This window comes from Streptomyces sp. NPDC054872 (genome assembly GCF_053610705.1).
The window spans coordinates 71,917-96,266 of record NZ_JBSGYY010000026.1 but is presented as its reverse complement, the minus strand read 5'-3'; the positions used below and the strand labels follow the sequence as shown (position 1 = coordinate 96,266).

The following is a 24,350-nucleotide window of genomic DNA, read 5'->3' as shown; positions in this document are numbered from 1 at the left end:
GACACACACATCAACCAGCTGGCGTTCCTTGATCAACTAGCCATCTCTGCGCGAGCGATGACGCGAGGTCACCGACCCATGGATACACAAGATCAGCACGGCAGAACACGGTCTCACCCCACCACCAAGGCGCCCCCGCAGGCACCTCCGAAGGCCCCCGCACGCCTCCGCCTCCTCCTGGCGGCCGGAGCCGGAGCCCTCGCCCTGACCGCGGGTCTTGCCTCTCCCCTCAACCCGGCGCCCCAACAGGCCGAGGCCAAGGCGGACGGCAAGGAGACCCTGACCGTCGCGGTGGCCCAGAGCGTCGACTCGCTCAGTCCCTTCCTCGCCCAGCGGCTGCTGAGCACCAGCATCCACCGCCTGACGTACGAGTACCTGACGAACTACGACGCCAAGGACAACCACGCGATCCCGGGCTTCGCCACCAAGTGGGAGCCGTCCGCGGACAAGCTGACCTGGACGTACACCATCCGGGACGACTCCAAGTGGTCGGACGGCAAGAAGGCCACCGCCGAGGACGCGGCCTGGACGTTCAACAAGCTGATGTCGAAGGAAGGCACCGCCACCGCCAACTCCGGCTTCGTCGCCAACTTCAAGAAGGTGACCGCCCCCAGCCCCACCCAGCTCGTCATCGAGCTCAAGAAGCCGCAGGCCACCATGGCGGCCCTCGACGTGCCGATCGTCCCGAAACACGTCTGGGAGAAGGTCGGTGACGTCTCCAAGTTCAACAACGACAAGTCCTTCCCCATCGTGGGCAACGGGCCTTTCGAACTCACGGACTACAAGACCGACCAGTACGTGAAGCTGAAGGCCAACAAGGACTTCTGGCGCGGCGCGCCCAAGTTCGACGAGCTGGTCTTCAAGACGTACAAGGATCAGGACGCGGCCGTCGCGGCGCTCAAGAAGGGCGAGGTCTCCTTCGTGGCCGGCCAGCCCGCGCTGACGCCCGCTCAGGCCGCCGAGCTCAAGGGCACCGAGAACGTCAAGGTGAACGAAGGCCCCGGTCGGCGCTTCTTCGCGATCGCCACCAACCCCGGCGCCAAGACCCGCGACGGCAAGAAGTTCGGTGACGGCCATCCGGCGCTCCTGGACAAGAAGGTGCGCCAGGCGCTCTTCCTCTCCGTGGACCGTGAGGCGCTGGTCGACAAGGTCTTCCAGGGGCAGGCCGTCGAGGGCGAGGGCTACATTCCGCCTCGCTTCTCCGAGTACGCCTGGGAGCCCTCGGCCGACCAGAAGCTGTCGTACGACCCCAAGAAGGCGGCCCAACTCCTCGATGACGCGGGCTACAAGAAGAACGGCGACGGCAAGCGCGTCGGCAAGGACGGCAAGCCCCTCGACTTCCGCATCCTGTGTCACGCCACCGACCCGAACGACAAGGCCGTCGGGAAGTATCTGAAGGAGTGGTGGGGAGATCTCGGGATCGGGCTCAAGGTCAATTGTCTTGATGACGTGTCCGTGCCCTGGTACGCGGGTGAGTACGATCTCGCGTTCGACGGCTGGTCGGTCAACCCGGACCCGGACTTCGTCCTCGGCATCCACTCCTGCGCCGCGCTCCCGGTGAAGGCCAAGGAGAGCGCCGCGACCGACAACTTCATCTGCGACAAGAAGTACGACGACCTCTACGACAAGCAGCTGGCGGAGTACGACCCGGCCAAGCGCGCGGAGACCGTCAAGGAGATGCAGTCCTGGCTCTACGACTCCGGGTACATGAACATCCTGGCGTACCCGAACGCCGTCGAGGCCTACCGCACCGACCAGATCAAGTCCATCACCACCATGCCGACGGCCGCGGGCAACATCTACGGTCAGGACGGTTACTGGTCCTGGTGGTCAGCGGTGCCCGCGGATGGGAAGAGTTCCTCCAAGGATGGAAGCTCGACCGGTGTCATCATCGGTATCGCCGCCGCCGCGGTGGTGCTCGTCGGCGGTGGAGTCCTGTTCGCCCTGCGCCGCCGTTCGACCGCAGAGGACCGCGAGTAACGCATGACCGCTGACAGCAATCCCGCACTGCTCGACACCGAGGGCGCCGCGGTGACCGACGATCCGGCTTTCGCCGGGCCGTCGGCCCGCGGGCCCCGGGCCCGCAACACCCGCGCCTATCTCCAGTACGTGGCGGGCAAGCTGGGCGGCGCAGCCGTCTCGCTGTTCGCCGTCCTCGTCACCAGCTTCTTCCTCTTCCGGCTCATCCCGGGCGACCCGGTGAAGCAGATGACGGGCGGAAAGCGCGTGTCGTCCGAACAGCTGGACGCGATGCGCAAGGAGTTCGGCCTCGACCAGCCGGTCATGACGCAGTTCTTCGACTACTGCGGCAACGCGCTGACCGGCGACTTCGGCACCTCCTACCAGTTCCACACCCCGGTGATGGACAAGATCACCGAAGCGCTGCCCGCGACGCTCCTGCTCACCGGCACCGCGTTCGTGCTCTACACCCTCATCGGCATCTGGCTCGGCACCCGGACGGCCTGGCGCAACGGCGGGCTCGGGGACCGGGTCCACACCGGTCTGGCGCTCACCCTCTACTCCGTGCCGTCCTTCTGGCTCGGACTTCTGCTCATCATCACGTTCTCCGTCGGCGCCGGTCCGATCCCCGGGCTCTTCCCGACCGGCGGACTCGAATCGGGCGGCGAGACGGGCATCGCGTACGTACTCGACGTCGCGCACCACATGGTGCTCCCCGTCATCACCCTGGTGGCGGTCGGGTACGCGCAGACGCTCCTCGTGATGCGGTCGTCCCTCCTCGACGAGATGGGCAGCGACTATCTGACCACCGCGCGCGCCAAGGGACTGCGGGACGATCTCGTACGCCGTCGTCATGCCGTCCCGAACGCGATGCTGCCCACCGTCACGCTGATGTTCGTGAACCTCGGCACGGTGGTGGCGGGCGCGATCCTCGTCGAGACCGTCTTCTCCTGGCCGGGGCTCGGCGGCCTCTTCTACGCCGCGCTCAGCGTGCCCGACCTGCCCCTCGTGCAGGGTCTGTTCTTCGTGTTCGCCGCCGCGGTGATCCTGATGAACACCCTGGCCGACGTGATCTATCCGCTGCTCGACCCGAGGGTGGGCCGATGACGACCGAAGCAACAGAGACCGAGAAGCCCGAGGTCCCGGTCGCGAAGAGCCCCCGGGCGCTCGCCTGGACCCGCAGGCGGCACTCCGTCGCCCGCTTCTGGCGCGAGTACCGCACGCACCGGGCCGGGCTCTTCGGCTTCGCCGCGCTCGTCGTCATCGCACTCATCGCCGTCTTCGCGCCCCTCCTGGTCGGCTCGGACGCGCAGAGCGTGACCGACGCTCCGGGCAAGCCGATGGAGTCGCCGAGCGGCGAATTCCCCCTCGGCACCGACCAGTTCGGGCGCGATCTGCTCGGCCTGCTCGTGTGGGGCGCGCGGATCTCGCTCACCGTCGGGCTGCTGGCCGCCGTGCTCTCGGTGGCCATCGGCACGGTCGTGGGGATCACCGCGGGGCACTTCAAGGGCTGGTACTCCACCGTCATCATGCGGATCACCGACTGGTTCCTGGTGATGCCGACGCTGGTGCTCGCCATCGCGCTGGCCTCGGTGATGTCCAAGTCCATCTGGACGATCATTCTGGCGATCGGCGTGACCACCTGGCCGACGACGGCGCGGCTCGTCCGCGCCCAGACCCTGGCCGTGGAGTCACGCCCGTACATCGAACGCGCGCAGGCGCTCGGCGGCGGCCACGGCCACGTCATGGGCCGGCACGTCCTGCCCAACGTCATGCCGCTGGTGCTCGCGCAGACCACCCTCGTCATCTCCAGCGCCATCCTGACCGAGGCCACGCTCGCCTTCCTGGGCCTCGGTGACCCGACCGTCGTCTCCTGGGGCGGGCTGCTCCAGGACGCGCGCGAGGCGGGTGCGGTCAGCGCGGGCGACTGGTGGTACCTGGCTCCGCCCGGACTCGCCATCGCCGTCGTGGCACTCGCGTTCACGCTCTGCGGACGCGCCGTGGAGTCCGTGCTCAACCCCAGGCTGGGGGTCTCTCGTTGAACAGCGCGAACAAGGTGACGGAGACCAAGGTGACGACGGAACAGCGCCTGCTCGACGTAAGAAATCTCGAAGTGACGTACGCGTCCGGCGCGGCCGCCGTGCGCGGCGTGAACCTCTCGGTCGACGCGGGCCAGAAGCTCGGTGTCGCGGGCGAGTCCGGGTGCGGCAAGTCGACGCTGGCGCTCGCGCTCCTTCGGCTGCTGCCCGCGGGCACGAAGGTGACCGGTGAGGTCCTGCTCGACGGCGAGGACGTCCTCACCATGAAGTGGGGCCAGGTCCGCGCGGTGCGCTGGGCGGGCGCGTCGATCGTCTTCCAGGGCGCGATGCACTCGCTCAACGCGGTGCACCGCATCGGCGACCAGATCGCCGAGCCGATCCTGCTGCACAAGAAGGCGACGCAGGCCGGGGCGAGGAAGAAGGCCGGGGAGCTGCTCGAACAGGTGGGTCTGCCGGCCGCCCGCGCGGAGGCGTATCCGCACGAACTTTCGGGCGGGCAGCGGCAGCGCGTGATGATCGCGATGGCGCTGGCCTGCGATCCGCGCCTGATCATCGCCGATGAGCCGACGACGGCCCTGGACGTGATGATCCAGGCTCAGATCCTGCGTCTGATCGAACAGTTGGTGGCGGAGCAGGACCTGGGCCTGATCATGATCAGCCATGACCTGGCGGTGCTCTCCGACACCTGCGACCGGCTGGCGGTGATGTACGCGGGCCGCGTCGTCGAGGAGGGCCCGGCCTCCGAGGTCTACGAGAACGCGCAGCACCCGTACGGCAAGGCCCTCTCGGCGGCCTTCCCACGCATCGGCGACACGGCGTCCCGCTTCGCGCCGCGCGGGCTGCCCGGCGATCCGCCGGACCCGTCCCTGCTCCCCACGGGCTGCACGTTCCACCCGCGCTGCCCCGTCGCCCTCGACACCTGCACCACGGAGGACCAGGCGCTGCGGGACGCGGGCCCCCGGCACCGCGCGGCGTGCGTGCACGCGGGCGCGCAGCTTCCGGCGCAGCCGACATCCCCGCCGGCGACGGCGGAGCGTACGCCGTGAGCCCCGACAGATCACGCACCGAGGAGCAGCGCCGCATGACCACCGACGACACCCTGCTGTCCGCTGATCCGCTGCTTTCGGCGGGCGACCTGCACATCACGTTCCCCGGCCGCCGTGGCGCGCCGCCCGCGCGCGCGGTGGACGGCGTCGACCTCGACATCAAGCCGGGCGAGATCGTGGCCCTGGTCGGCGAGTCGGGCTGCGGCAAGACGACGCTGGCCCGTTCGCTGCTCGGCCTGGTGGCGCCCACGTCCGGCAGGGTCACCTTCGGCGGCAAGCCGCTCGACTACTCGGGCCGCGCGCTGAAGGCGTACCGCAAGCGCGTCCAACTCGTGCTCCAGGACCCGAGCGGCTCCCTGAATCCCCGCCACACGGTGTACGAGGCCGTGGCGGAGGGCCTGCGCATCCACGGGTACGGCGGCGACGAGCAGGCGACGGTCGCCGACGCCCTCTCGCGGGCCGGGCTGCGGCCGCCCGAGCGGTTCTTCCTGCGCTATCCGCATGAGCTGTCTGGCGGCCAGCGGCAGCGCGTCGTCATCGCGGGCGCGCTGGTCCTGGAGCCCGAGCTGATCGTCGCGGACGAGCCGGTCGCCTCGCTCGACGCGTCCGTACGGGGCGAGATCCTCGCTCTGCTGCTGCGTCTGCGTGAGGAGCTGGGGCTCTCCGCCCTGGTGGTGACCCACGACCTGGGTCTGGCGTGGAACATCGCCGACCGTGTCGCGGTGATGTACCTGGGGCGGATCGTCGAGACGGGGACGGTGGAGGAGGTCCTGACCTCTCCTCAGCATCCGTACACCCAGGCGCTGTTGTCGGTCCTCCCGGAGGCCCCGGGTGACCCGGTGGTCCTCACCGGTGAGCCGCCGGACCCGTCGCGCATTCCGGGCGGCTGCCGTTTCCACGCGCGGTGCCAGGTGCTCGCCTCGGGCGAGGCGGAGAGGGCGGGCGTGGCGGACCGCTGCCGTACGGAGGATCTCCCGGTGCTCGCGGGCGGCGGCGAGACGCAGGTGGCGTGCCACTGGGCGGCGGTCAACGTCGGCGCGTCCGAGGTCTGAGCGAGGTGTGCGGCCGAACGGGCTGCGGAACGGGCGGTGAGAGCGAGCGCCCGTGGTGACGGAACGTTACCTCTTCCACGTACGGGTGATGCGGTGCCTACCGGGTGCGAGGGGTGGGGAGTCACAGAGAGGTCCGAGTCAGATACGGACCGTAGTCAACTCCACCGCAGTGAAGGAGCTTTCCATGCGCCGTACAGCCGCCGTCATCCTCGGGGCCGTCGCTCTGCTGGGGGCCGTCGCCGTGCCCGCCAGTGCCATCCCGGACCCCGTGGGGACCGTCGACTGCGTGACACAGGCGGCCGGTGACGTCACCTCGCTGGTCGACCCGGCCAGCCCCGGCCTGCCCTCCGAGGTGCCGGGCGCGGCGTGCCTCGCACCGTAGCCGGGCCCCATGGCCGGGGCCTGAGGGGATGGGCGACCTGGTGACCTGAACGTCCGTGCCTCGTCACGTACTTGCGCGGCCGCCCGGGACCCGCGCAAGTACGGCACGACCACGGACAGACAGATCAAAGAGTCAGTCCCACCTGCATCCGTCGGCCCCACCTGTTTCCGTCAGTCCCACCTGTATCCGTCCCCGAAGTTGAGGACGTGTTCGAGCACGTCCTCCAGCGGGTCGTCGATCTGCCCGGTGTTGATCAGCGCGACCCTGGGGGCGTTGTGCGAGTCCTTGTGCGTCTCGTCCGCGTGGGCCGCGCCGGAGCCCAGGACGGACGGCACTGCCGCCATCGCCGCGACCAGCAACCACCGGGACGTCTTCTGCACCCAACTGCTGTTCACAGCAGCCTCCTTGGCCCGTGCGTATGCGGGCCGCCGGTCGCGTCCCACTCACCGTGGCTAACCCCGGAACGGCCAGGAAGTCACCGACGATCATACGAACGGGTCGTCGGACGCCGCGGCCTGTCCTTCGCCCGAGTGGGCTAACTCGGCCTGAGCTCGGCCTGGACTCGGGCCCGGACGACCGCTCCCCGACCGCTCTCCGACCTCCGGAAAACCCCTGAAAGAAGGCAGAGATCGCATGCGTCGTCACCGCGTTTGGACCGTCACCCTGCTCGCCGCCCTCGCCTTGTCCGTCACCGTGATCGCCACCCCGGTCTCGGCGGCGGAGCACGCACCGGTGAACCCCCCACCGCTGCCGCACATCGAGTCGCTGGTCACCGAAGGGGTCACCGTGGAAGGGCCGTTGGTCAACAGCGTGGCCCTCCCCCACCTCCTGTAGGCGCGAAGGGCGGGGCGGGGCACGAGGGGCAGGGCGGAAGACCTACTCGGCGGACTCGATCAGCTCGCGCGACTTCTTCACGTCATCCGCGATGGCGACGAGCAGCGAGTCGATCGAGTCGAACTTCGCCTGCCCGCGCACGAAGGCGAGGAAGTCCACGGCCACGTGCAGCCCGTACAGATCGAGGCCGACGCGGTCGATCGCGTACGCCTCGACGGTCCGCTCCGTCCCGTCGAACTGCGGGTTCGTCCCGACGGAGATCGCCGCGGGCATCGCCTCGCCCTGGGCGTGCAGCCACCCGGCGTAGACGCCGTCGGCGGGGATGGCGGTGTGCGGCAGGGTCTCCACGTTGGCGGTGGGGAAGCCCAGTTCACGCCCGCGCTGCGCGCCCCGGACGACGACGCCCTCGACGCGGTGCGGGCGGCCGAGGATCTCCGCCGCGCCGCGCACGTCACCCTCGGCGACCAGGCGCCGGGTGAGGGTGGAGGAGAAGGGCTCGCCACCCCCGGCCTCACCGCTCACGAACAGGTCGATGACATCGACCTCGTAGTCGTACGTGGCGCCGAGCTCGGTCAGGAAGGCGACATTGCCCGCGGCCTTGTGGCCGAAGCGGAAGTTGGGGCCCTCGACGACCAGGCGCGCGTGCAACTTGTCGACCAGGACCTTCACGACGAAGTCGGCGGGCGACAGCTTCGAGAACTCCGAGGTGAACGGCAGGATCAGGAGCGCGTCCACGCCGAGCTCCGCCATGAGTTCGGCGCGCCGGTGGTGCGGGGCGAGCAGCGGCGGGTGGCTGCCGGGGCGCACGACCTCGGAGGGGTGCGGGTCGAAGGTGACGACCACGGCGGGCACGCCGAGGGCACGGGCGCGCTCCACCGCGCGGCCGATGATCAGCTGGTGCCCGCGGTGTACGCCGTCGTAGGAACCGATGGTGACGACGCTGCGCCCCCAGTCCTGGGGGATGTCCTCCAAGCCACGCCAGCGCTGCACTGTCTTTGCTCCTCGCGAACCTGTGTATGTGTGTGTACGTCCCATTGCCGATTGCGCAGGTCTAAGACTGCCATGCCCGCGCCATCCGGATCGCATCGGAGGGGGTGGTGGGGGTCACGCCGGGTCACGCCGGGACACGCACTCCGGCGAGGTTCTCGATCATGCGGCGGGAGCTGGGACCGACGAGGGCCGACCAGTCCTGCGGGGCTTCGCAGATCCACCGGGCGACCTGGGTGGAGAAGCCCGGCACGGAACGCGCCAGCTCGACCAGGCGCCGGTCGAAGCAGGTTGCTCCTTCCGGCGTGCGGACGAGTAGTCCGCCGGTGCGGTGCACCAGCTCGCGGACCTTCTCCTTGTCGTCGCCGACCGCCACCGCGCAGAGCACCGCGTCCAGGACCTCGGGCTCCCGCTCCTGGCTGAGCAGCACCTCGAGGAGTTCGGTGCGCAGGGCGTGCGATGCGTCGGTTCCGGGGGCGGCGACGGCGGTGGCGAGCGCGGCTCGTACCGCCGGCGGGCGGTTGCTCAGGAGCTCCGTCACCAGTGGGAGCAGGACGGCACGGACGCCGGTCCCCTGCTCCAGCCGCAGGTCGAGGTAGGCGGCCACGTGGCCCGCGAGGTCGGGGCGCAGCTCGAGCACGTCGCGTACGAGATCGGCCACCCGGCGGGCGAGTCCGGGCGCCGTCACGTCGGCCAGGGCCCGCAGTACGTCTCCCGGGGCCGGGCCCGGGCCGTACAGCCGGGTACGGAAGGCGGCGAGCACCTGCTCCGGGTGGGTGTCGAGGGCGGCGACGAGCGCGCTCGCGGGCAGCTGCGGGTCACCCCCGGTGAACCGCTTCAGGGCGGGCCACAGGTGGCGGGCGCGGGTCTGCGGGTCGCGTACGAGGAGGGCGAGGGCGGCGCCGTGCAGGGAGTCGTCGGCGGTGCGGGCGAGCAGGGCGAGGGCCGCGTACCGCAGGAGCCTGCGATCGGCGTCCGTGCGAGCGTGCGGGGCGGCGCGCAGGCCGTAGGCGACGGCGGCGACCTGGCGGGCGGGGCGCGTGTCGTGGACCCAGCGGTCGACGGCCCGGCAGATGGCCGACGGTTCCTCCTCCGCGAGGGCGGCGAGCAGTTCGTCGGCGCGGGGGTGGGCGCAGTCGACCAGGATCTCCGTGAGGTCGTCGATGGCGCGGTGGCGGTGGGTGTGGAGCAGGGCCTGCGCGGCAGACGCGACGGTGGCGTGCGGGGTGGCTTCGAGGGGACGCTCGTCGGTGAACCAGCGGGTCAGTCGTGGCTGCACTTCCGCGGGCGCCGTGGCCAGGAGCTCGGCCACCGCGTCGAGGCTGCGGGTCTGCGGGGTGCCGGGCGGGGGGTCGTGGATCACCGCGTCCCGCAGCAGGTCGAAGCGGTCGCCTTCGGTGAGGGGCAGGCCGAGCCAGAACTCCGCGGGGTACGTGCCCTGCCGGGCGAGGTCTTTGAGGAGCGTGAGGTAGGGCTTCGCGTCGGCCACCCGGGAGAGGGTCTCCTCCAGGAGTCGCCTGGCCCACCACAGAGCATCCTCCTCGCCCCTGGCCTCCGCCCCAGCCGCCCTGTCCCCCGACAGCCGACCCCTGGCGTCCGCCTCGACCGCCCTGTCCCCCGACAGCAGACCCTCAGCCTCCGCCCCGCCCCCACACTCGCCGGGCGCCCAACCCTTCGCCTGTGCCCCTCCTCCACACTCCCCCGACACCCGCCCCTCGGCCACCGCCCCGGCCACGCTCTCCCCCGGCGCCCAACCCTCAGCCTCCGCGCCCCCACACTCCCCCGGAGCCCAGCCCTTTGCCTCCGCCCCACCTCCACCCTCCCCCGACAGCCGACACCTGATCTCCGCCCCAGCCCTGCCCCCCGACACCCGCCCCTCAGCCACCACCCCGGCCACGCTCTCCCCCAGCGCCCGCCCCTTAACCTCCGCGCCCCCACACCCCCCGGTCGCCCGGCCCTGCGCCGCCTCGCCACATGTCTCCGGCCCACCCAGCCGATCACACCGCAGTTCCCCCGTACCCCGCGTACCCTCCTGGCCCCCCGCACCCCCCGTGCCCCGCGCACCCTCCGCGCCCACCGGACCCCCCGATGCGGCAGCCCCGGGAGCGGCAGCCCCCGAAGCGGCAACCCCCGCCAACTCCCCCAACCGCGCCGCCAGTTCCCCCGCCCCCCGCTGCCGTCCCAACAGCAGCAGCGCCTGTACCACCGGGCCGATGCGGTGTCGCGGTACCGGCAGGGACGGGGGCGTCGGGCCGTTTCTGTGGACCAGGGACCACAGTGCTCCGTCCACGTCCAGGTGCATTCCCTGGATCCAGTCCGCGAGCTCCTCGTGGGCGAAGCGGTAGCCGTCGCCGGCGGGGACGAGCAGCCCCTCCGTGAGGACTGCGGAGGCCCACCCCGTGCCCCACGGGAACACCTCCTCGAACGACGCCCGGTCCAGCTCCCCCTGCCCCGGCCCCAGGCACCGCCGTGCGGCCTCGTGCACCTGCCCGGACACCTTCGCCGCCAGGCGCCGTACCGCCGCGCCCCGCAGCCCGTTCGCCGCCGCGAGACGCACCGCGACACGCAGGCACAGCACGTCCAGATAGGCCTCGAAGATCGCGTCCCGGTCGGGGCGGCCCGGTGGCGGCTCCTCCGGCAGGGCCGCCCGCACGTCGGCGAGCAGCCGCAGGGCGAGGGGGTGGCGCGCGTCGGCCGCGGCGAGCGCTCCGTCCGGGATGCCGTACCGCGCACGGGCGATCCGCGCCTGCCGCTCCGGCAGGTCCCCCAGGTGCACGCGTCCCGGCAGGAGCTCGTCGGGAAAGTGCTCCCCCGCCTGTTCCCAGTACTCCGCGCGGCAGCCCACCACGAGCCGCGCACCCGTCTCCCGCAGCCATGCGGCCGTCCCCTCGCTCCACTGTGCGAGGCGGTGCGCGAGGGCCGGCGGCATCTCCTCGGGGCCGTCGAGCAACAGCAGCAGCGCCCGGCCCTCGTCCCGGACGAGCCGCGCGACCCGCCCCGCGGAGATGTCCCCGAGCCCGTCGTCCGCGTCGGCGGGCGAGTCCTCCGCCGCGTTCGAGGCTTCCAGGATCCGGCCCGCCCGTTGGAGCGCCCGCTCCACCGCGTCGCCCACGCCGGTGTCCGTGCCCTGCAGATCGGCGCCGCGCAGCCACAGCGTGGGAGCCGGTTCGGCGCCTCGCGCACGGCTCGCTGCGAGGGCGGCGAGTTCCGTCGTGCGGCCCGTGCCGGGGTCGCCGACCAGGCCGAGCACCTGCGCGGGACCCGCCGCGAAACGGGCCAACTCCTGTGTCGTGTCGGGGCGTTCCACCGGTTCGAGGAGGGCGGGGCGCGGCCCGTCGGAGCCCAGCGACGTCGCCGCCAGGTGCAGCGCGCCCGCGAGGTTCAGGTCGCAGCCGTACGCGGGAACGGTCGCGGCGTTGCGCGCAAGGAGTTCGGCGAGCGGACCGCCCGGGTCGGCGGCGGCCGCCTCCCGCAGCGGCACGGCGAACCCCGCGGCGCGATGCTCGCCGTGCAGCGCGGTGCCGAGGACTGCGAGCACGGCACCGGAGGATGCGTCGACGACCGGGCCACCGGCCGCCCCACCGCCGAGCCGCAGCGCGTCCGCGCCGTCCGTGCCGATCGCCAGCCCCATCGCGGCGTCGAGGAGGTGGAAGCGGTCCGTCGCCGTGTAGGTCACGGAGGCCGGCCCCAGGACCCGCGCCTCGCGCAGGCCGCGCGCGACGATACGCACATAGGCGCCCACGGGAACGGTCTCGCGGACCGTGACGGGCAGGGGCCGCAGATCGAGCCCCTCGGTGCGGACGAGGGCCAGATCGGCCTCGGGGAGTGCCACCACGGCATCGGCGGCCACCACGCAGACGCGTTCCCCCGCCGCGTGCAGCACGAGCCGCGCGAGACCGTCGACGGCCTCGTGGCTGGTGATCACCGTGCCGTGGTCGTCGGCGGCGAAGCCCATCCCCCGCGGGCGCCCGGCCAGGTCGCAGATGCGCACGAGGGCACCGTCCAGCACCGTCGGGTCGCCCTGTCCCGCCATGCCCGAACCTCCCGCGACGCCCCGTCCCTGTCGACGGTAGGTCGGCGTTGATCAGCGGGACAGAACGCGTCGCGAACGCGCCCCCTTCCGCTCCCTCGGTTCACTCCGAGCGCCTGCCCAAAGGGGTGAATCCGGGGTGCGCGGTGGATACACCTTGAGTGGGGGGATTCGTCGTGGAGCGGCGCGCGGCCATGCGCACAGCTGTCCGCCGCTCCACGAAGGAGATCCCTCGTACGGGAGACGCGGCCTTTCGAAAGGTGCGGCCGCACGGGAGACGCGGCTCAGGCGAAGACGGCCAGGCTCTTGGCCTTGCCCTTCAGCTCCTCGGCCAGGACCAGGAACCGGCCCTCCGGATCGAAGACCGCGACGGCGCCGACCCCGGCGTACTCCCCCGGCATCTCGATCCGTACGCCGTTGAGCAGCAGCTTCGCCCGCCGCTCGTCCACGTCCCAGCGGGGGAACGCGGCAGCGGCCGCTTCGGCCACCGGCATCACCGTCAGCTCCTCCTGGAGCTGGTCGATGGTCTTGGCCGCGTCCAGCTTGTACGGTCCGACGCGGGTACGCCGCAGTGCCGTCAGATGGCCGCCGACCCCGAGGTCCGCGCCCAGGTCACGGGCGAGGGCCCGGATGTAGGTCCCCGAGGAGCAGACGACGGAGACGACCAGGTCGAGGACGGGGGTGCCGTCCTCGGCGACGGCGTCCCTGACGTCGTACACGGTGAACGCGGAGATCTTCACCGGCCGGGCGGGGATCTCGAAGTCCTCGCCCTCGCGTGCTCGCGCGTACGACCGCTTACCGTCGATCTTGATGGCGCTGACCTTCGACGGCACCTGCATGATGTCGCCGGAGAGCTTGGCGATGCCCGCGTCGATGGCGTCCCGCTTGATCGTCGAGGCGTCGGCCGACGAGGTGATCTCTCCCTCGGCGTCGTCCGTGACGGTGTTCTGGCCGAGCCGGATCGTGCCGAGGTACTCCTTCTCCGTCAGCGCGAGATGGCCGAGGAGCTTGGTCGCCCGCTCGACCCCGAGGACGAGAACGCCCGTCGCCATGGGGTCGAGGGTGCCCGCGTGGCCGACGCGGCGGGTCTTGGCGATCCCGCGCATCTTGGCGACCACGTCATGCGAAGTGAAGCCGGACGGCTTGTCGACGATGACAAGGCCGTCCGGCGTCTTGTTGCTGGTGCTGCTCATGCGCGGGCGTCGCCGTCCGTTTCGTCGTCGGACTCGTCCTCGGGCTTGCGGTACGGGTCGGCCCCGCCGGCGAACTCGGCGCCCGCGGACACCTCGCGCACCTTCTCGTCCGACATCCGGGCCCGGTCGAGGAGGTCCTCGATGGCCCGTGCGTTGTCCGGCAGCGCGTCCGCCACGAAGGCGAGGCTGGGGGTGAACTTCACGCCCGCTGCCTGGCCGACCGCGGAACGGAGGACGCCCTTGGCGCTCTCCAGACCGGCGGCGGCCGCGGCGCGGTCCTCGTCGTCCCCGTAGACCGTGTAGAAGACGGTCGCCTCCCGCAGGTCACCCGTGACCCGGGTGTCCGTGATGGTCACATGCGTACCGAGCCGCGGGTCCTTGATCCCGCGCTGCAGCTTCTGGGCAACCACCTCTCGGATGAGGTCTGCCAGCCTTTTCGCCCGCGCGTTGTCGGCCACTGCTCCGTCTCCTTCTTCGCCTTGCTGTGCAATCAGTCTTCGTCGCCGTGGAGCCTGCGTCGAACGGAGAGCAGCTCCACCTCCGGACGGGCGGCGACCAGGCGCTCGCACCGGTCCAGTACGTCGGTGAGGTGCCCCGTCTCCCCGGAGACCAGCGCCAGGCCGATCTCGGCCCTGCGATGGAGGTCCTGGTTCCCCGTCTCCGCCGCGCTCACCGCGTACTTGCGGATGAGTTCGGCGACGATCGGGCGGACGACGGAGCGTTTCTCCTTCAGCGAGCGAACGTCGCCGAGGAGCAGATCGAAGGACAGTGTCCCCACATACATGTGTGTCCGGATGTCCCGCCGGTTCGGGGTCGTGCCCCGCCAACCACTTGGCAGGGACACAAGAACCGTACACGGAACGGCCGGGGCCGATCGACGGGATTTACCTCCCCTCGACCGGCCCCGGTTCGAGCTGTCGTGATCAGCCTCGCGGCTTCTCGCGCATCTCGTACGTCGCGATGACGTCGTCGATCTTGATGTCGTTGAAGTTGCCGAGGTTGATACCGCCCTCGAACCCTTCGCGGATCTCGGTGACATCGTCCTTGAAGCGGCGCAGACCGGAGATGTTGAGGCTCTCCGCGATGACCTTGCCGTCGCGGATGAGGCGCGCCTTGGTGTTGCGCTTGACCTCGCCCGACCGGACAAGAACACCGGCGATGTTGCCCAGCTTGGACGAGCGGAAGATCTCGCGGATCTCCGCCGTGCCGAGCTCGACCTCTTCGTACTCCGGCTTGAGCATGCCCTTGAGGGCCGCTTCGATCTCTTCGATCGCCTGGTAGATGACCGAGTAGTACCGGACGTCCACGCCTTCGCGATCGGCCATCTGGGCGGCACGACCGGCCGCACGGACGTTGAAGCCGATCACGATCGCGTCGGAGCCGGTCGCCAGGTCGATGTCCGACTCGGTGACCGCACCCACGCCGCGGTGCAGGACGCGGATGTCGACCTCTTCGCCGACGTCGAGCTGGAGCAGCGAGGACTCGAGAGCCTCCACCGAACCGGACGCGTCGCCCTTGATGATGAGGTTGAGTTCCTGCACCAGACCGGCCTTGAGGGCCTCGTCCAGGTTCTCCAGGGAGAACCGAACACCCTTGCGGGCGAAGCGGACGTTGCGCTCACGGGCGGCACGCTTCTCGGCGATCTGACGGGCCGTACGGTCCTCGTCGACGACCAGGAAGTTGTCGCCGGCGCCCGGGACGTTGGTGAGACCGAGGACGAGGACCGGAGTCGAGGGACCCGCCTCCGTCACGTTCTCGCCCTTGTCGTCGAGCATCGCGCGGACTCGGCCGTACGCGTCGCCGACCACCATCGTGTCACCGACGCGGAGGGTACCGCGCTGGACCAGGACGGTCGCGACGGCGCCGCGGCCCTTGTCCAGGTGGGACTCGATCGCAATACCCTGCGCGTCCTGCTCCGGGTTGGCCCGCAGGTCGAGCGAGGCGTCCGCGGTCAGGACCACGGCCTCCAGGAGGGACTCGATGTTCAGTCCCTGCTTGGCGGAGATGTCGACGAACATCGTGTCGCCGCCGTACTCCTCGGCCACCAGACCGAACTCGGTGAGCTGACCGCGCACCTTGGTCGGGTCGGCACCCTCGACGTCGATCTTGTTGACCGCGACCACGATCGGCACGTCGGCCGCCTTGGCGTGGTTCAGCGCCTCGATCGTCTGCGGCATCACACCGTCGTTCGCCGCGACCACGAGGATCGCGATGTCGGTGGACTTCGCACCACGGGCACGCATGGCGGTGAACGCCTCGTGACCGGGGGTGTCGATGAAGGTGATGCGGCGGTCTTCGCCGTTGACCTCGGCGCCGACCTGGTAGGCACCGATGTGCTGCGTGATGCCGCCGGCCTCGCCCGCGATGACGTTCGTCTTGCGGATGGCGTCGAGCAGTCGGGTCTTACCGTGGTCGACGTGACCCATGACGGTGACGACGGGCGGACGCGCCATGAGCGCTTCCTCGCCGCCCTCGTCCTCGCCGAACTCGATGTCGAAGGACTCGAGCAGCTCGCGGTCCTCCTCCTCGGGGCTGACGATCTCGAGGACGAAGTTCATCTCGTCCGCGAGGAGCTTCAGCGTCTCGTCCGGCACGGACTGCGTGGCCGTGACCATCTCGCCGAGGTTCATCATCACGCCGACGAGCGACGCCGGGTTGGCGTTGATCTTCTCGGCGAAGTCGGTCAGCGAGGCACCACGGGACAGGCGGACCGCCTGGCCGTTGCCGCGCGGCAGCATGACGCCGCCGACCGACGGGGCCTGCATCGACTCGTACTCCTGGCGCCTCTGCCGCTTCGACTTGCGACCACGACGGGCGGGCCCGCCGGGACGGCCGAAGGCACCCTGCGTGCCACCACGGGCACCGGGACCGCCGGGACGGCCACCGAAGCCGGGACGACCGCCGCCGCCACCGGGACGACCGGCGAAACCGCCGCCACCGCCACCGGGACCGCCGGGACGACCGGCGAAGCCGCCGCCACCGCCACCGGGACGACCGGCGAAGCCGCCGCCGCCACCGGGACGACCGCCGCCGCCACCACCGGGACGACCGCCACCGCCGGGACCACGGCCACCGCCGGGGCCACCACCGGGACGCGGGCCCGCAGCGGGACGCTGCGGCATCATGCCGGGGTTCGGACGGTTACCACCGGCGCCGGGCGCACCGCCGCCGGGACGCGGAGCGCCACCCTGCGGACGAGGCATGCCACCGGGGCTGGGGCGAGCGCCGCCCTGACCCTGCGGACGAGGAGCACCCTGGCCGCCCTGGCCCTGCGGGCGCGGGGCGCCGCCGGGACCGCCGGGGCCACCCTGGCCGCCGGGACGCGGGGCACCGCCCGGACGGGGCGCCTGCGGGCGCGCCATGCCGGTGGAGCCACCAGAGGTGAAGGGGTTGTTGCCGGGACGCGGTCCGGCCGGACGGCCACCGGGACGCGGGGCGCCACCCTGGCCGCCGGGACGCGCAGCGCCACCCTGACGGTCGTTGCGGTCGCCACGACCGCCCTGACCCTGACCCTGACCACCCTGGCCGGGGGCCGGACGGCCCGCGGGCTTCGGGGCACCCGGGCGAGCGCCCGGACGGGGGCCTGCCGGCGCCGAGGAGGCGGCCGGAGCAGCCGGAGCGGCCGGAGCGGCCGGCGGAGCGGTGAACTCCGGGGCGGCCGGAGCCGGGCTGACCGGCGCGGCGGGCGCGGCCGGGGCAGCCGGAGCTGCCGGCGCCGGCTTGGGCGTCGGCGGCTTCGGACCCGGGCGCGGGCCGGGAGCGGCCGGGGAGGCCGCGGGCTTGTCGGCCGCGGCGGCGGGCTTGGCCGCCGGCGGCTTGGGCGCGGCCGGACCCGGACGGGCGGCCTGCGCGGGAGAGGGGGACGCCGAGCCCGAGGGGGCCGGCGGCTTGGGGGCGGCCTGCTTGCGCGGCGCCCCGGGCTTGGCGGCGGACTTGCCGTTGCCGCCACCCGTGTTCAATGCGTCAGTCAGTTTGCGTACAACGGGCGCCTCGATCGTCGAGGACGCCGAACGTACGAATTCACCGAGCTCTTGGAGCTTGGCCATGACGACCTTGCTCTCTACGCCGAACTCCTTGGCGAGCTCGTATACCCGGACCTTAGCCACTTCGCTCCTTTTAGGTCCGGGTTACGCCGGACCGTCGCTACTTCATGGGCGTACTCATCGCGTGCTCATCGAGTGCTCATCGCAATCTCGACCTACTTCCAACTCGCGGAATACCAGGGCCGCGCGGGGTTCCGCGCGACCTTCCTTACGGTGTTGCCTGCTGGGCAACTGTCTCGACGGCTCGGCGCAAGTCCGCCGTGTCGAGCGGGCCCGGGGCCCGGAAGGCCCTCGGGAACGCCCTGCGTCGGACCGCCAGGTCGAGACAGACCGGAACGGGGTGGATATACGCACCCCGGCCGGGCAGCGTACCGCTTGGATCGGGGGCGCAAGCGCCCTCTTTCGCCACGATGCGCAGCAGATCGCTCTTGGCCGCTCGCTCCCGGCACCCCACACAGGTGCGTTCAGGGCATGCGCGGGCTTGCGTCCGGCCAGACACGATTAAGTCTACCTCCCCGTACCGACCTCACCCCTTTGGGGCAAAAATCGAACGGTTGTTGTCTTGATCAATACGCGATCAGCGCGCGATCAGCGCCCCGATCAGGCCTCCGGGGAGTCCTGCGGCTGCTCGGTGTCCGGGCGGATGTCGATGCGCCAGCCCGTGAGCCGCGCGGCGAGGCGGGCGTTCTGCCCTTCCTTGCCGATGGCGAGGGACAGCTGGTAGTCGGGCACCGTGACCCGGGCGGAACGGGCCGCCATGTCGACGATCTCCACCTTGCTGACCCGCGCCGGGGAGAGCGCGTGGGCGACCATCTCGCCCGGGTCGTCCGACCAGTCGACGATGTCGATCTTCTCGCCGTTGAGCTCGGCCATGACGTTGCGCACGCGCTGGCCCATGGGACCGATGCAGGCGCCCTTGGCGTTGAGGCCCTGACGGGTCGAGCGCACCGCGATCTTGGTCCGGTGTCCCGCCTCACGGGCGATGGCCGAGATCTCGACCGACCCGTCGGCGATCTCCGGGACCTCGAGCGCGAAGAGCTTCTTGACGAGGTTCGGGTGCGTACGGGACAGCGTGACCGAGGGGCCACGGACGCCCTTCGCCACCCGGACGACGTACGAACGAAGGCGCAGGCCGTGGGCGTACTCCTCGCCCGGTACCTGCTCCTGCACCGGCAGGATGGCCTCGAGCTTGCCGATGTCGACGAGCACGTTCTTCGGGTCGCGGCCCTGCTGGACGACGCCCGTGACGATGTCGCCCTCGCGGCCCGCGTACTCGCCGAGGGTCGCGTCGTCCTCGGCGTCGCGCAGGCGCTGCAGGATGACCTGCTTGGCGGTCGTCGCGGCGATGCGGCCGAAGTCGGACGGGGTGTCGTCGAACTCCTTGGCCTCCTGGCCCTCTTCGAGGTCAGCCGGGTCCTCGGTCGCCCACACCGTCACATGGCCGCTCTCGCGGTCCAGCTTCACGCGTGCGCGACGGAAGCTGCCGTCGGTGCGGTGGTAGGCGATGAGGAGGGCCGACTCGATCGCCTCGACCAGCAGGTCGAAGGAGATCTCCTTCTCGCGGACCAGACCCCGCAGGGCACTCATGTCGATGTCCACGGCTACGCCTCCTCTTCCTTCTTGTCCTTGCGGTTGAACTCGACCTCGACGCGCGCCTTGGCGATCTCGTCGAAGGTGAGCCTGCGGGCGGTGGGCTTGCGCCCCTTCACACCCGGTACTTCAAGATCCATGCCGTCGTCGTCCACGTCGAGGATGCGGGCGATCAGATCGTCGCCGCCCTCCGTCAGCTGGAACTTCACCAGGCGGCCGACGGCGCGCAGATAGTGGCGGTGCTCCGTCAGCGGGCGCTCGGCGCCCGGGGAGCCGACTTCGAGGGTGTATTCCCCGTCGCCCATCGCGTCGCTCTCGTCGAGCTTCTCCGAGAGTTCGCGGCTGATCTCCGCGATCTGGTCCAGATCCACGCCGTCGTCGGAGTCGACGACCACCCGCAGCACCCGCTTGCGTCCGACCGAGGCCACTTCGATCTCTTCGAGATCCAGTTCCTTCGAGCTGACGAGCGGTTCCAGCAGTTCTCGCAGCCTCTCGCTCTGGGTGGTGCTCATCCGGGTGACTCCTCGGCCGCGTGTGCTGTTGTGGGTTCGTCGCGTGTCAGGTCAAAGGGTATCCGGTCCCGGGGGGTGTTGCCGCCCGCTCTCCGCCCGGCATCGAGCCGCTCACGCGTACGAGGGCAGGCCGCAGGTACGGTGATCACCGGGCTCGCGCCCGGCTCGCCCACTGTCTGACTGCTCGCCCACCTTCTGACTGCCTGCCTTTCTGGCCTTCCTGCCGAGGACGTCTGCTGTGCCGTCGTATCCCACCCCCTCGCACGCCCGCTCGGGGCCGCGCCGGAGGAGCCTGCTGACCGGGGCCGCAGGAGCGGCCGGGGCCGTGCTGCTCTCCGGCTGCTCGGACTCCGCGTCCACGGACGCGGACGAGCGTCCTTCCACCGCCGCGCGGCTGCGCGCGCGTGCCGCCCGGGACAGCGGTGAGCTGCTGGGACGGTACGACGCCGTCCTCGCCGCGCATCCCTCGCTGTCCGGCCGCCTCGATCCGCTGCGGGCGGAGGTGAAGCGGCACGAGAAGGCATTCGCCGAAGGGTCCGCGGCGCCGAGCCCCGCCGCCGCGCCGGGTTCCGCCTCCCCCTCCGCGGCGCCCTCCCGCAAGCCCTCCGTCCCCAAGGACGAGAAGGACGCGGTGCGCGAGCTGGCCAAGGCCGAGCGGGAGCTGGCGAAGCGGCGCGGGAGCGACCTGCTCGACGCACCGGCGGAGCTGGCCAGGCTGCTCGCCTCGGTGGCGGCGGCGGGCGCCGCGCACGCGTATCTGCTGACGGAGGGCGACAAGTGAGCGATTCCAAGGACGAGTTGCGGGCGGTGCAGGCCGCACTCGGTGCCGAGCACGCCGCCGTGTACGGCTTCGGGGTCGTCGGCGGCCGGATCGGCGAGGACCGCAGGGACGAGGCGCGCACGGCGTACGACGCGCACCGCGCCCGGCGCGACGAGCTGCAGCGCGCCGTGCGCGACCTGGGCGGCGAACCCGAGCCCTCGGCGGCCGCCTACGCGCTGCCGTTCGCGGTGCCGGACTCCGCGGCCGCCGTGCGGCTCGCGACGGAGCTGGAGGAGCGCGTCGCGGGGGTCTACTCGGATCTCGTACGGGCCGCCACCGGCGCCCGGCGGGGGCACGCGGCCGAAGCGCTGCGGGAGGCGGCGGTCCGTGCGGCGCGGTGGCGCGGCGGGAGCGTAACCTTCCCTGGTCTCGCCGAGCGGGCCGCCGCTCCTGGCTCCTCGGCACCCAAGGTCTGACCCGCTCAGGAAGGGAACACCTCGCGTATGGCTCTCGAACCGCCCCAGCGTCTGGTCACCGCACTCGGTGAGACGGCGCAGGACGGCGACGACTGGCTGGCGAAGCTGCCCGAGGCAGCCGAACAGGCCGTCTCCCTACGCGAGTTGACCGTCGAGCGGGTCCACGTGCCCGGCGGGCGCAGCAGTCTCGTCGTCATGGTGCGCCAGGCCGACGAGACGCCCGCCGTGCTGAAGCTGATCCCGCCGAGGTCGCGCCCCGAGAGCGAGCGGGCCGCGCTCGCGCACTGGAACGGACTCGGAGCCGTACGGCTCCTTGACCCCTCCGCCGCGGACGGAGCCCTCCTGCTCGAACGGCTGCACCGTGACGTGTCGGTCCGCTCGCTGCCCGAGGCCAAGGCCCTGCTCGAAGCGGCGGGCACGCTGCGGCGGCTGTGGGTGGAGCCGCCCACGGATCACCGCTTCGAGACGGTCGCCGAGCGGACGGGACGGCAGGCGGACGCGATGCGGGCCGCTGCCGATGGGGAGGTCGCGCCACTGGTGGACGCGGCGCTCGCCGCCCGGGACGAGCTGCTCGCCGGGGACGCGGAGGTGCGGCTGCTGCACGGGACGTTCCGGCAGAGCAAGGTTCTGCAGGGCGACCGTGTGCCGTGGCTGGCCGTCGGGCCCGACCCGGTGGTCGGGGAGCCCGCCTTCGACCTGGCGCGCCTCGTACGCGACCGCGTCGAGGACCTGATCGCCTCGCCCTCGGGGTCCTCGATCACCCGCCGCCGGGTGAAGAAGCTGGCCGAGTCGCTGGACGTGGATCAGGAGCGGCTGCGGGGGTGGACCTTGTTCCGGGCCGTGGAGTCGGGCGTACGGGCACGGCGGGTGGGGCGGGAGCAGGACGCGGAGCTGTTGTTGGAGTTCGCGGGGTGGTTGTAGGGGGCGGGCCCTGCGGGGCTTTACCAAACGCCGGAGAGGCTGAGTGGTTTCAGCCTCTCCGGCGTTTGAGGAGCGGGGTCCGGGGCGGAGCCCCAGTTTCGGGAAGGGGCGGGATGGGGAAAGCCCCGCAGGCCCCCGCCCCCGCCCGACTCAGGCCGTCAGACGCGCGATCGCCTCAGCCACCGTCAGCTCCTCGCGCTCCCCGGTACGCCGGTCCTTCAGCTCGACGACGCCCTCGGCCGAGCGGCGCCCTGCCACCAGGATGGTCGGCACACCGATCAGCTCCGCGTCCGTGAACTTCACGCCGGGCGAGACGCCCGCCCTGTCGTCGACCAGGACCCGCACGCCCGCGGCGTTCAGCTGCTCGGAGACGTCGAGCGCGAGCTCCGTCTGGAGCGCCTTGCCCGCGGCCACCACGTGCACGTCGGCCGGGGCGATCTCGCGGGGCCAGCACAGGCCCTTGTCGTCCGCCGTCTGCTCGGCGAGCGCCGCCACCGCGCGGGAGACGCCGATGCCGTACGAGCCCATGGTCACGCGGACCGGCTTGCCCTGCTGGCCGAGCACGTCCAGCTGGAAGGCGTCGGCGAACTTGCGGCCCAGCTGGAAGATGTGGCCGATCTCGATGGCGCGGTCCAGCTTCAGGCCGGTGCCGCACTTGGGGCAGGGGTCGCCCTCCTCGACGACCACGACGTCCAGGTAGTCGTCGACCTCGAAGTCACGGCCCGCGACGACGTTCTTCGCGTGCGTGTTGATCTTGTTGGCGCCGGTGATCCAGGCCGTGCCGGCCGCCACCCGCGGGTCGGCGATGTAGCGGACCTTCTCCAGGCCCTGCGGACCGACGTAGCCGCGTACGAGATCGTCGCGGCCCTCGAAGTCCTCCGCCGTCACCAGTTCCACGACGGCGGGCGACAGGTGCTCGCCGAGCTTGCCGAGGTCGACCTCACGGTCGCCGGGGACGCCCACGGCAACGATCTCGCCGTCGACCTTGACCAGGAGGTTCTTCAGGGTCGCGGAGGCGGGCACACCGAGGTGGGCGGCGAGCGTCTCGATGGTCGGGGTGTCGGGGGTGTCGAGGTCCTCGACGGGGCCGTGCGCCGAACCGTCCACCGCCGTGGCGACGAAGGAAACGGCCTCCGTGTTGGCCGCGTAGTCGCACGCGGGGCAGTCCACGAACGTGTCCTCACCGGCCGGCGCGGGCGCCAGGAACTCCTCGGAGGCCGAGCCGCCCATCGCGCCGGAGACGGCGGAGACGATGCGGTGGTCGAGGCCGAGACGCTCGAAGATCTTGATGTACGCGGCACGGTGCAGGGCGTACGACTCGGCGAGGCCCTCGTCCGTCGTGTCGAAGGAGTACGAGTCCTTCATCTGGAACTCGCGGCCGCGGAGCACGCCCGCGCGGGGGCGGGCCTCGTCGCGGTACTTCGTCTGGATCTGGTAGAGCACGACCGGCAGGTCCTTGTAGGACGAGCACTGGTCCTTGACGATCTGGGTGAAGATCTCCTCGTGCGTGGGACCGAGGAGGTAGTCCGCGCCCTTGCGGTCCTTGAGGCGGAAGAGCAGGTCGCCGTACTCGTCGTAGCGCCCCGTCGCGTCGTACGACTCCTTGGGCAGGAGCGCGGGCAGGAGGACTTCCTGGGCGCCGATGGCGTCCATCTCCTCGCGGACGACGTGGGTGATGTTGTCCAGGACCTTCTTGCCCAGCGGCAGCCAGGACCAGATGCCGGCGGCGGTGCGGCGGACGTATCCGGCCCGGACGAGCAGCTTGTGGTTGAGCGTCTCTGCGTCCGCCGGGTCGTCGCGCAGTGTCTTGATCATCAATCGGGACATGCGCTGGACCTGGGCCATGGTGAACTCCTGCGAAAGGTGGTCCCCCCTGCTCGAGCTAAGCCGAGAGCTTGGGGAAGGGTGATGTCAGGAGGTTAGCCGGGGCCCCGGCGCGTGCGGAAATCGGTTCCGTGCCGCTACGCGCCCGGCCGCCTCAGGGGCAGGGGCGCTCCCATGACCGCGTACGGCTTCTGGGCGCTGGGGAACTGGACGTTGCGGGCCAGGTCGGCGTACCCGAGGGAGCGGTAGAGGCCCCGCGCGGGGCTCTCGACGTCGATCGCCGAGAGGATCGAACGGGGCTGGTCGACGTCGTCCGTGATGGTAGTGATGAGCGTGCGACCGACCCCGCGGTTCTGGTAGCCGGGCTGCACATGGAGTTCGGTGATCACGAAGGAGTCGTCGAGCCAGTCCTCCATGCCGCGCACGCGCAGATACGGCTCGACGACCGTGGACCACCAGTGACCGCGGTCGTTGGGCATGCCGTAGACGAAGGCGACGAGCCGGCCCTCGGGGGTGGTGGCGCCGAGCGCGCGGGCGCCGGGATAGGTGATGTGCCGCAGCACGATCTGCCGCCGCACGGTCACCTCGTCGTCGCTGAGCCCGAAGGCGTGGGCCTGCACCCGCAGCGCTTCGTCCACGTGCGTGGCGAGGTCCAGCGGCCCGATCACGACGTCGTCAGTCATGCGCCGAACTTTAGCTCGC

The 24,350-nt window shown here is 71.4% G+C and carries 22 protein-coding genes; 10 read left to right on the top strand and 12 right to left on the bottom strand.

Annotated features, from left to right (window positions below; genetic code table 11):
- Positions 1–78: 78 nt before the first annotated feature.
- The 6 genes from ACWGIH_RS28210 to ACWGIH_RS28185 all read left to right on the top strand — a co-directional run bounded on the left by ACWGIH_RS28210 (position 79) and on the right by ACWGIH_RS28185 (position 6,478).
- Complete coding sequence (locus ACWGIH_RS28210; RefSeq protein WP_453451181.1) at positions 79–1,980, top strand: ABC transporter substrate-binding protein; 1,902 nt, start codon at positions 79–81, stop codon at positions 1,978–1,980.
- 3 nt (positions 1,981–1,983) lie between these two features.
- On the top strand, positions 1,984–3,066 hold the full coding sequence (locus tag ACWGIH_RS28205) for an ABC transporter permease (protein WP_453451182.1): 1,083 nt from the start codon (positions 1,984–1,986) through the stop codon (positions 3,064–3,066).
- Positions 3,063–4,001: an ABC transporter permease gene (locus ACWGIH_RS28200; protein ID WP_453451183.1), complete on the top strand. Its 939-nt coding sequence runs from the start codon at positions 3,063–3,065 to the stop codon at positions 3,999–4,001. Before ACWGIH_RS28205 ends, ACWGIH_RS28200 begins: the two co-directional genes overlap by 4 nt.
- A complete protein-coding gene (locus ACWGIH_RS28195) occupies positions 3,998–5,044 on the top strand; it encodes an ABC transporter ATP-binding protein (protein WP_453451184.1) in 1,047 nt (348 codons plus the stop codon). Before ACWGIH_RS28200 ends, ACWGIH_RS28195 begins: the two co-directional genes overlap by 4 nt.
- A gap of 35 nt (positions 5,045–5,079) precedes the next feature.
- Entirely contained in the window at positions 5,080–6,096 is a 1,017-nt protein-coding gene (locus tag ACWGIH_RS28190; RefSeq protein WP_453451185.1) for an ABC transporter ATP-binding protein, read from the top strand.
- A 184-nt stretch (positions 6,097–6,280) separates the two neighbouring features.
- On the top strand, positions 6,281–6,478 hold the full coding sequence (locus tag ACWGIH_RS28185; RefSeq protein ID WP_453451186.1) for a hypothetical protein: 198 nt from the start codon (positions 6,281–6,283) through the stop codon (positions 6,476–6,478).
- Positions 6,479–6,648: 170 nt separating this feature from the next.
- Here ACWGIH_RS28185 and ACWGIH_RS28180 read toward each other — a convergent pair whose 3' ends face one another.
- Positions 6,649–6,873 carry a hypothetical protein gene (locus ACWGIH_RS28180; RefSeq protein ID WP_453451203.1) on the bottom strand — a complete coding sequence of 75 codons (225 nt, stop codon included), beginning with the start codon at positions 6,871–6,873 and terminating at the stop codon, positions 6,649–6,651.
- Between the two features lie 238 nt (positions 6,874–7,111).
- Between ACWGIH_RS28180 and ACWGIH_RS28175 the strand changes: the two genes are divergently transcribed.
- Positions 7,112–7,312 (top strand): hypothetical protein, encoded by a 201-nt coding sequence (locus ACWGIH_RS28175; protein WP_453451187.1) that lies wholly within the window; start codon positions 7,112–7,114, stop codon positions 7,310–7,312.
- Between the two features lie 42 nt (positions 7,313–7,354).
- On the opposite strand, the gene ACWGIH_RS28170 is transcribed toward ACWGIH_RS28175, so the two are convergent.
- From ACWGIH_RS28170 to rimP, 9 genes are all read right to left on the bottom strand, one after another.
- On the bottom strand, positions 7,355–8,302 hold the full coding sequence (locus ACWGIH_RS28170) for a bifunctional riboflavin kinase/FAD synthetase (protein ID WP_453451188.1): 948 nt from the start codon (positions 8,300–8,302) through the stop codon (positions 7,355–7,357).
- Between the two features lie 124 nt (positions 8,303–8,426).
- Positions 8,427–12,332, bottom strand: a complete 3,906-nt coding sequence (locus tag ACWGIH_RS28165; RefSeq protein WP_453451189.1) for a serine protease — start codon at positions 12,330–12,332, stop codon at positions 8,427–8,429.
- Positions 12,333–12,613: 281 nt separating this feature from the next.
- Positions 12,614–13,522 (bottom strand): tRNA pseudouridine(55) synthase TruB, encoded by a 909-nt coding sequence (truB, locus tag ACWGIH_RS28160; protein ID WP_453451190.1) that lies wholly within the window; start codon positions 13,520–13,522, stop codon positions 12,614–12,616.
- Positions 13,519–13,980, bottom strand: coding sequence for a 30S ribosome-binding factor RbfA (gene rbfA, locus ACWGIH_RS28155; protein ID WP_453451191.1), 462 nt, complete (start codon positions 13,978–13,980; stop codon positions 13,519–13,521). The genes truB and rbfA overlap by 4 nt, the downstream gene beginning before the upstream one ends.
- Before the next feature lie 32 nt (positions 13,981–14,012).
- On the bottom strand, positions 14,013–14,306 hold the full coding sequence (locus ACWGIH_RS28150) for a DUF503 domain-containing protein (RefSeq protein ID WP_249587396.1): 294 nt from the start codon (positions 14,304–14,306) through the stop codon (positions 14,013–14,015).
- 139 nt (positions 14,307–14,445) lie between these two features.
- Positions 14,446–17,628, bottom strand: coding sequence for a translation initiation factor IF-2 (gene infB / locus ACWGIH_RS28145; RefSeq protein ID WP_453451193.1), 3,183 nt, complete (start codon positions 17,626–17,628; stop codon positions 14,446–14,448).
- A gap of 145 nt (positions 17,629–17,773) precedes the next feature.
- Positions 17,774–18,064 (bottom strand): YlxR family protein, encoded by a 291-nt coding sequence (locus ACWGIH_RS28140; RefSeq protein WP_160507520.1) that lies wholly within the window; start codon positions 18,062–18,064, stop codon positions 17,774–17,776.
- Positions 18,065–18,165: 101 nt separating this feature from the next.
- Positions 18,166–19,164, bottom strand: a complete 999-nt coding sequence (nusA, locus tag ACWGIH_RS28135; protein WP_453451194.1) for a transcription termination factor NusA — start codon at positions 19,162–19,164, stop codon at positions 18,166–18,168.
- A gap of 2 nt (positions 19,165–19,166) precedes the next feature.
- Positions 19,167–19,667 carry a ribosome maturation factor RimP gene (rimP, locus tag ACWGIH_RS28130; RefSeq protein WP_453451195.1) on the bottom strand — a complete coding sequence of 167 codons (501 nt, stop codon included), beginning with the start codon at positions 19,665–19,667 and terminating at the stop codon, positions 19,167–19,169.
- A gap of 238 nt (positions 19,668–19,905) precedes the next feature.
- Here rimP and ACWGIH_RS28125 point away from each other — a divergent pair, with 238 nt between their 5' ends.
- Genes ACWGIH_RS28125 through ACWGIH_RS28115 form a run of 3 tightly spaced genes read left to right on the top strand, consistent with a single transcriptional unit; the run spans position 19,906 to position 21,824 of the window.
- The gene (locus tag ACWGIH_RS28125; protein ID WP_453451196.1) at positions 19,906–20,448 is read left to right on the top strand and encodes a hypothetical protein; all 543 of its coding nucleotides are present in this window, start codon (positions 19,906–19,908) and stop codon (positions 20,446–20,448) included.
- On the top strand, positions 20,445–20,903 hold the full coding sequence (locus ACWGIH_RS28120; RefSeq protein WP_453451197.1) for a ferritin-like domain-containing protein: 459 nt from the start codon (positions 20,445–20,447) through the stop codon (positions 20,901–20,903). The genes ACWGIH_RS28125 and ACWGIH_RS28120 overlap by 4 nt, the downstream gene beginning before the upstream one ends.
- 27 nt (positions 20,904–20,930) lie before the next feature.
- The gene (locus ACWGIH_RS28115) at positions 20,931–21,824 is read left to right on the top strand and encodes an aminoglycoside phosphotransferase family protein (RefSeq protein WP_453451198.1); all 894 of its coding nucleotides are present in this window, start codon (positions 20,931–20,933) and stop codon (positions 21,822–21,824) included.
- Between the two features lie 150 nt (positions 21,825–21,974).
- Here the strand turns inward: ACWGIH_RS28115 and ACWGIH_RS28110 are convergent, their stop codons facing one another.
- Positions 21,975–23,669, bottom strand: coding sequence for a proline--tRNA ligase (locus ACWGIH_RS28110; protein WP_453451199.1), 1,695 nt, complete (start codon positions 23,667–23,669; stop codon positions 21,975–21,977).
- A gap of 116 nt (positions 23,670–23,785) precedes the next feature.
- Entirely contained in the window at positions 23,786–24,331 is a 546-nt protein-coding gene (locus tag ACWGIH_RS28105) for a GNAT family N-acetyltransferase (RefSeq protein ID WP_453451200.1), read from the bottom strand.
- Between the last annotated feature and the right edge of the window lie 19 nt (positions 24,332–24,350).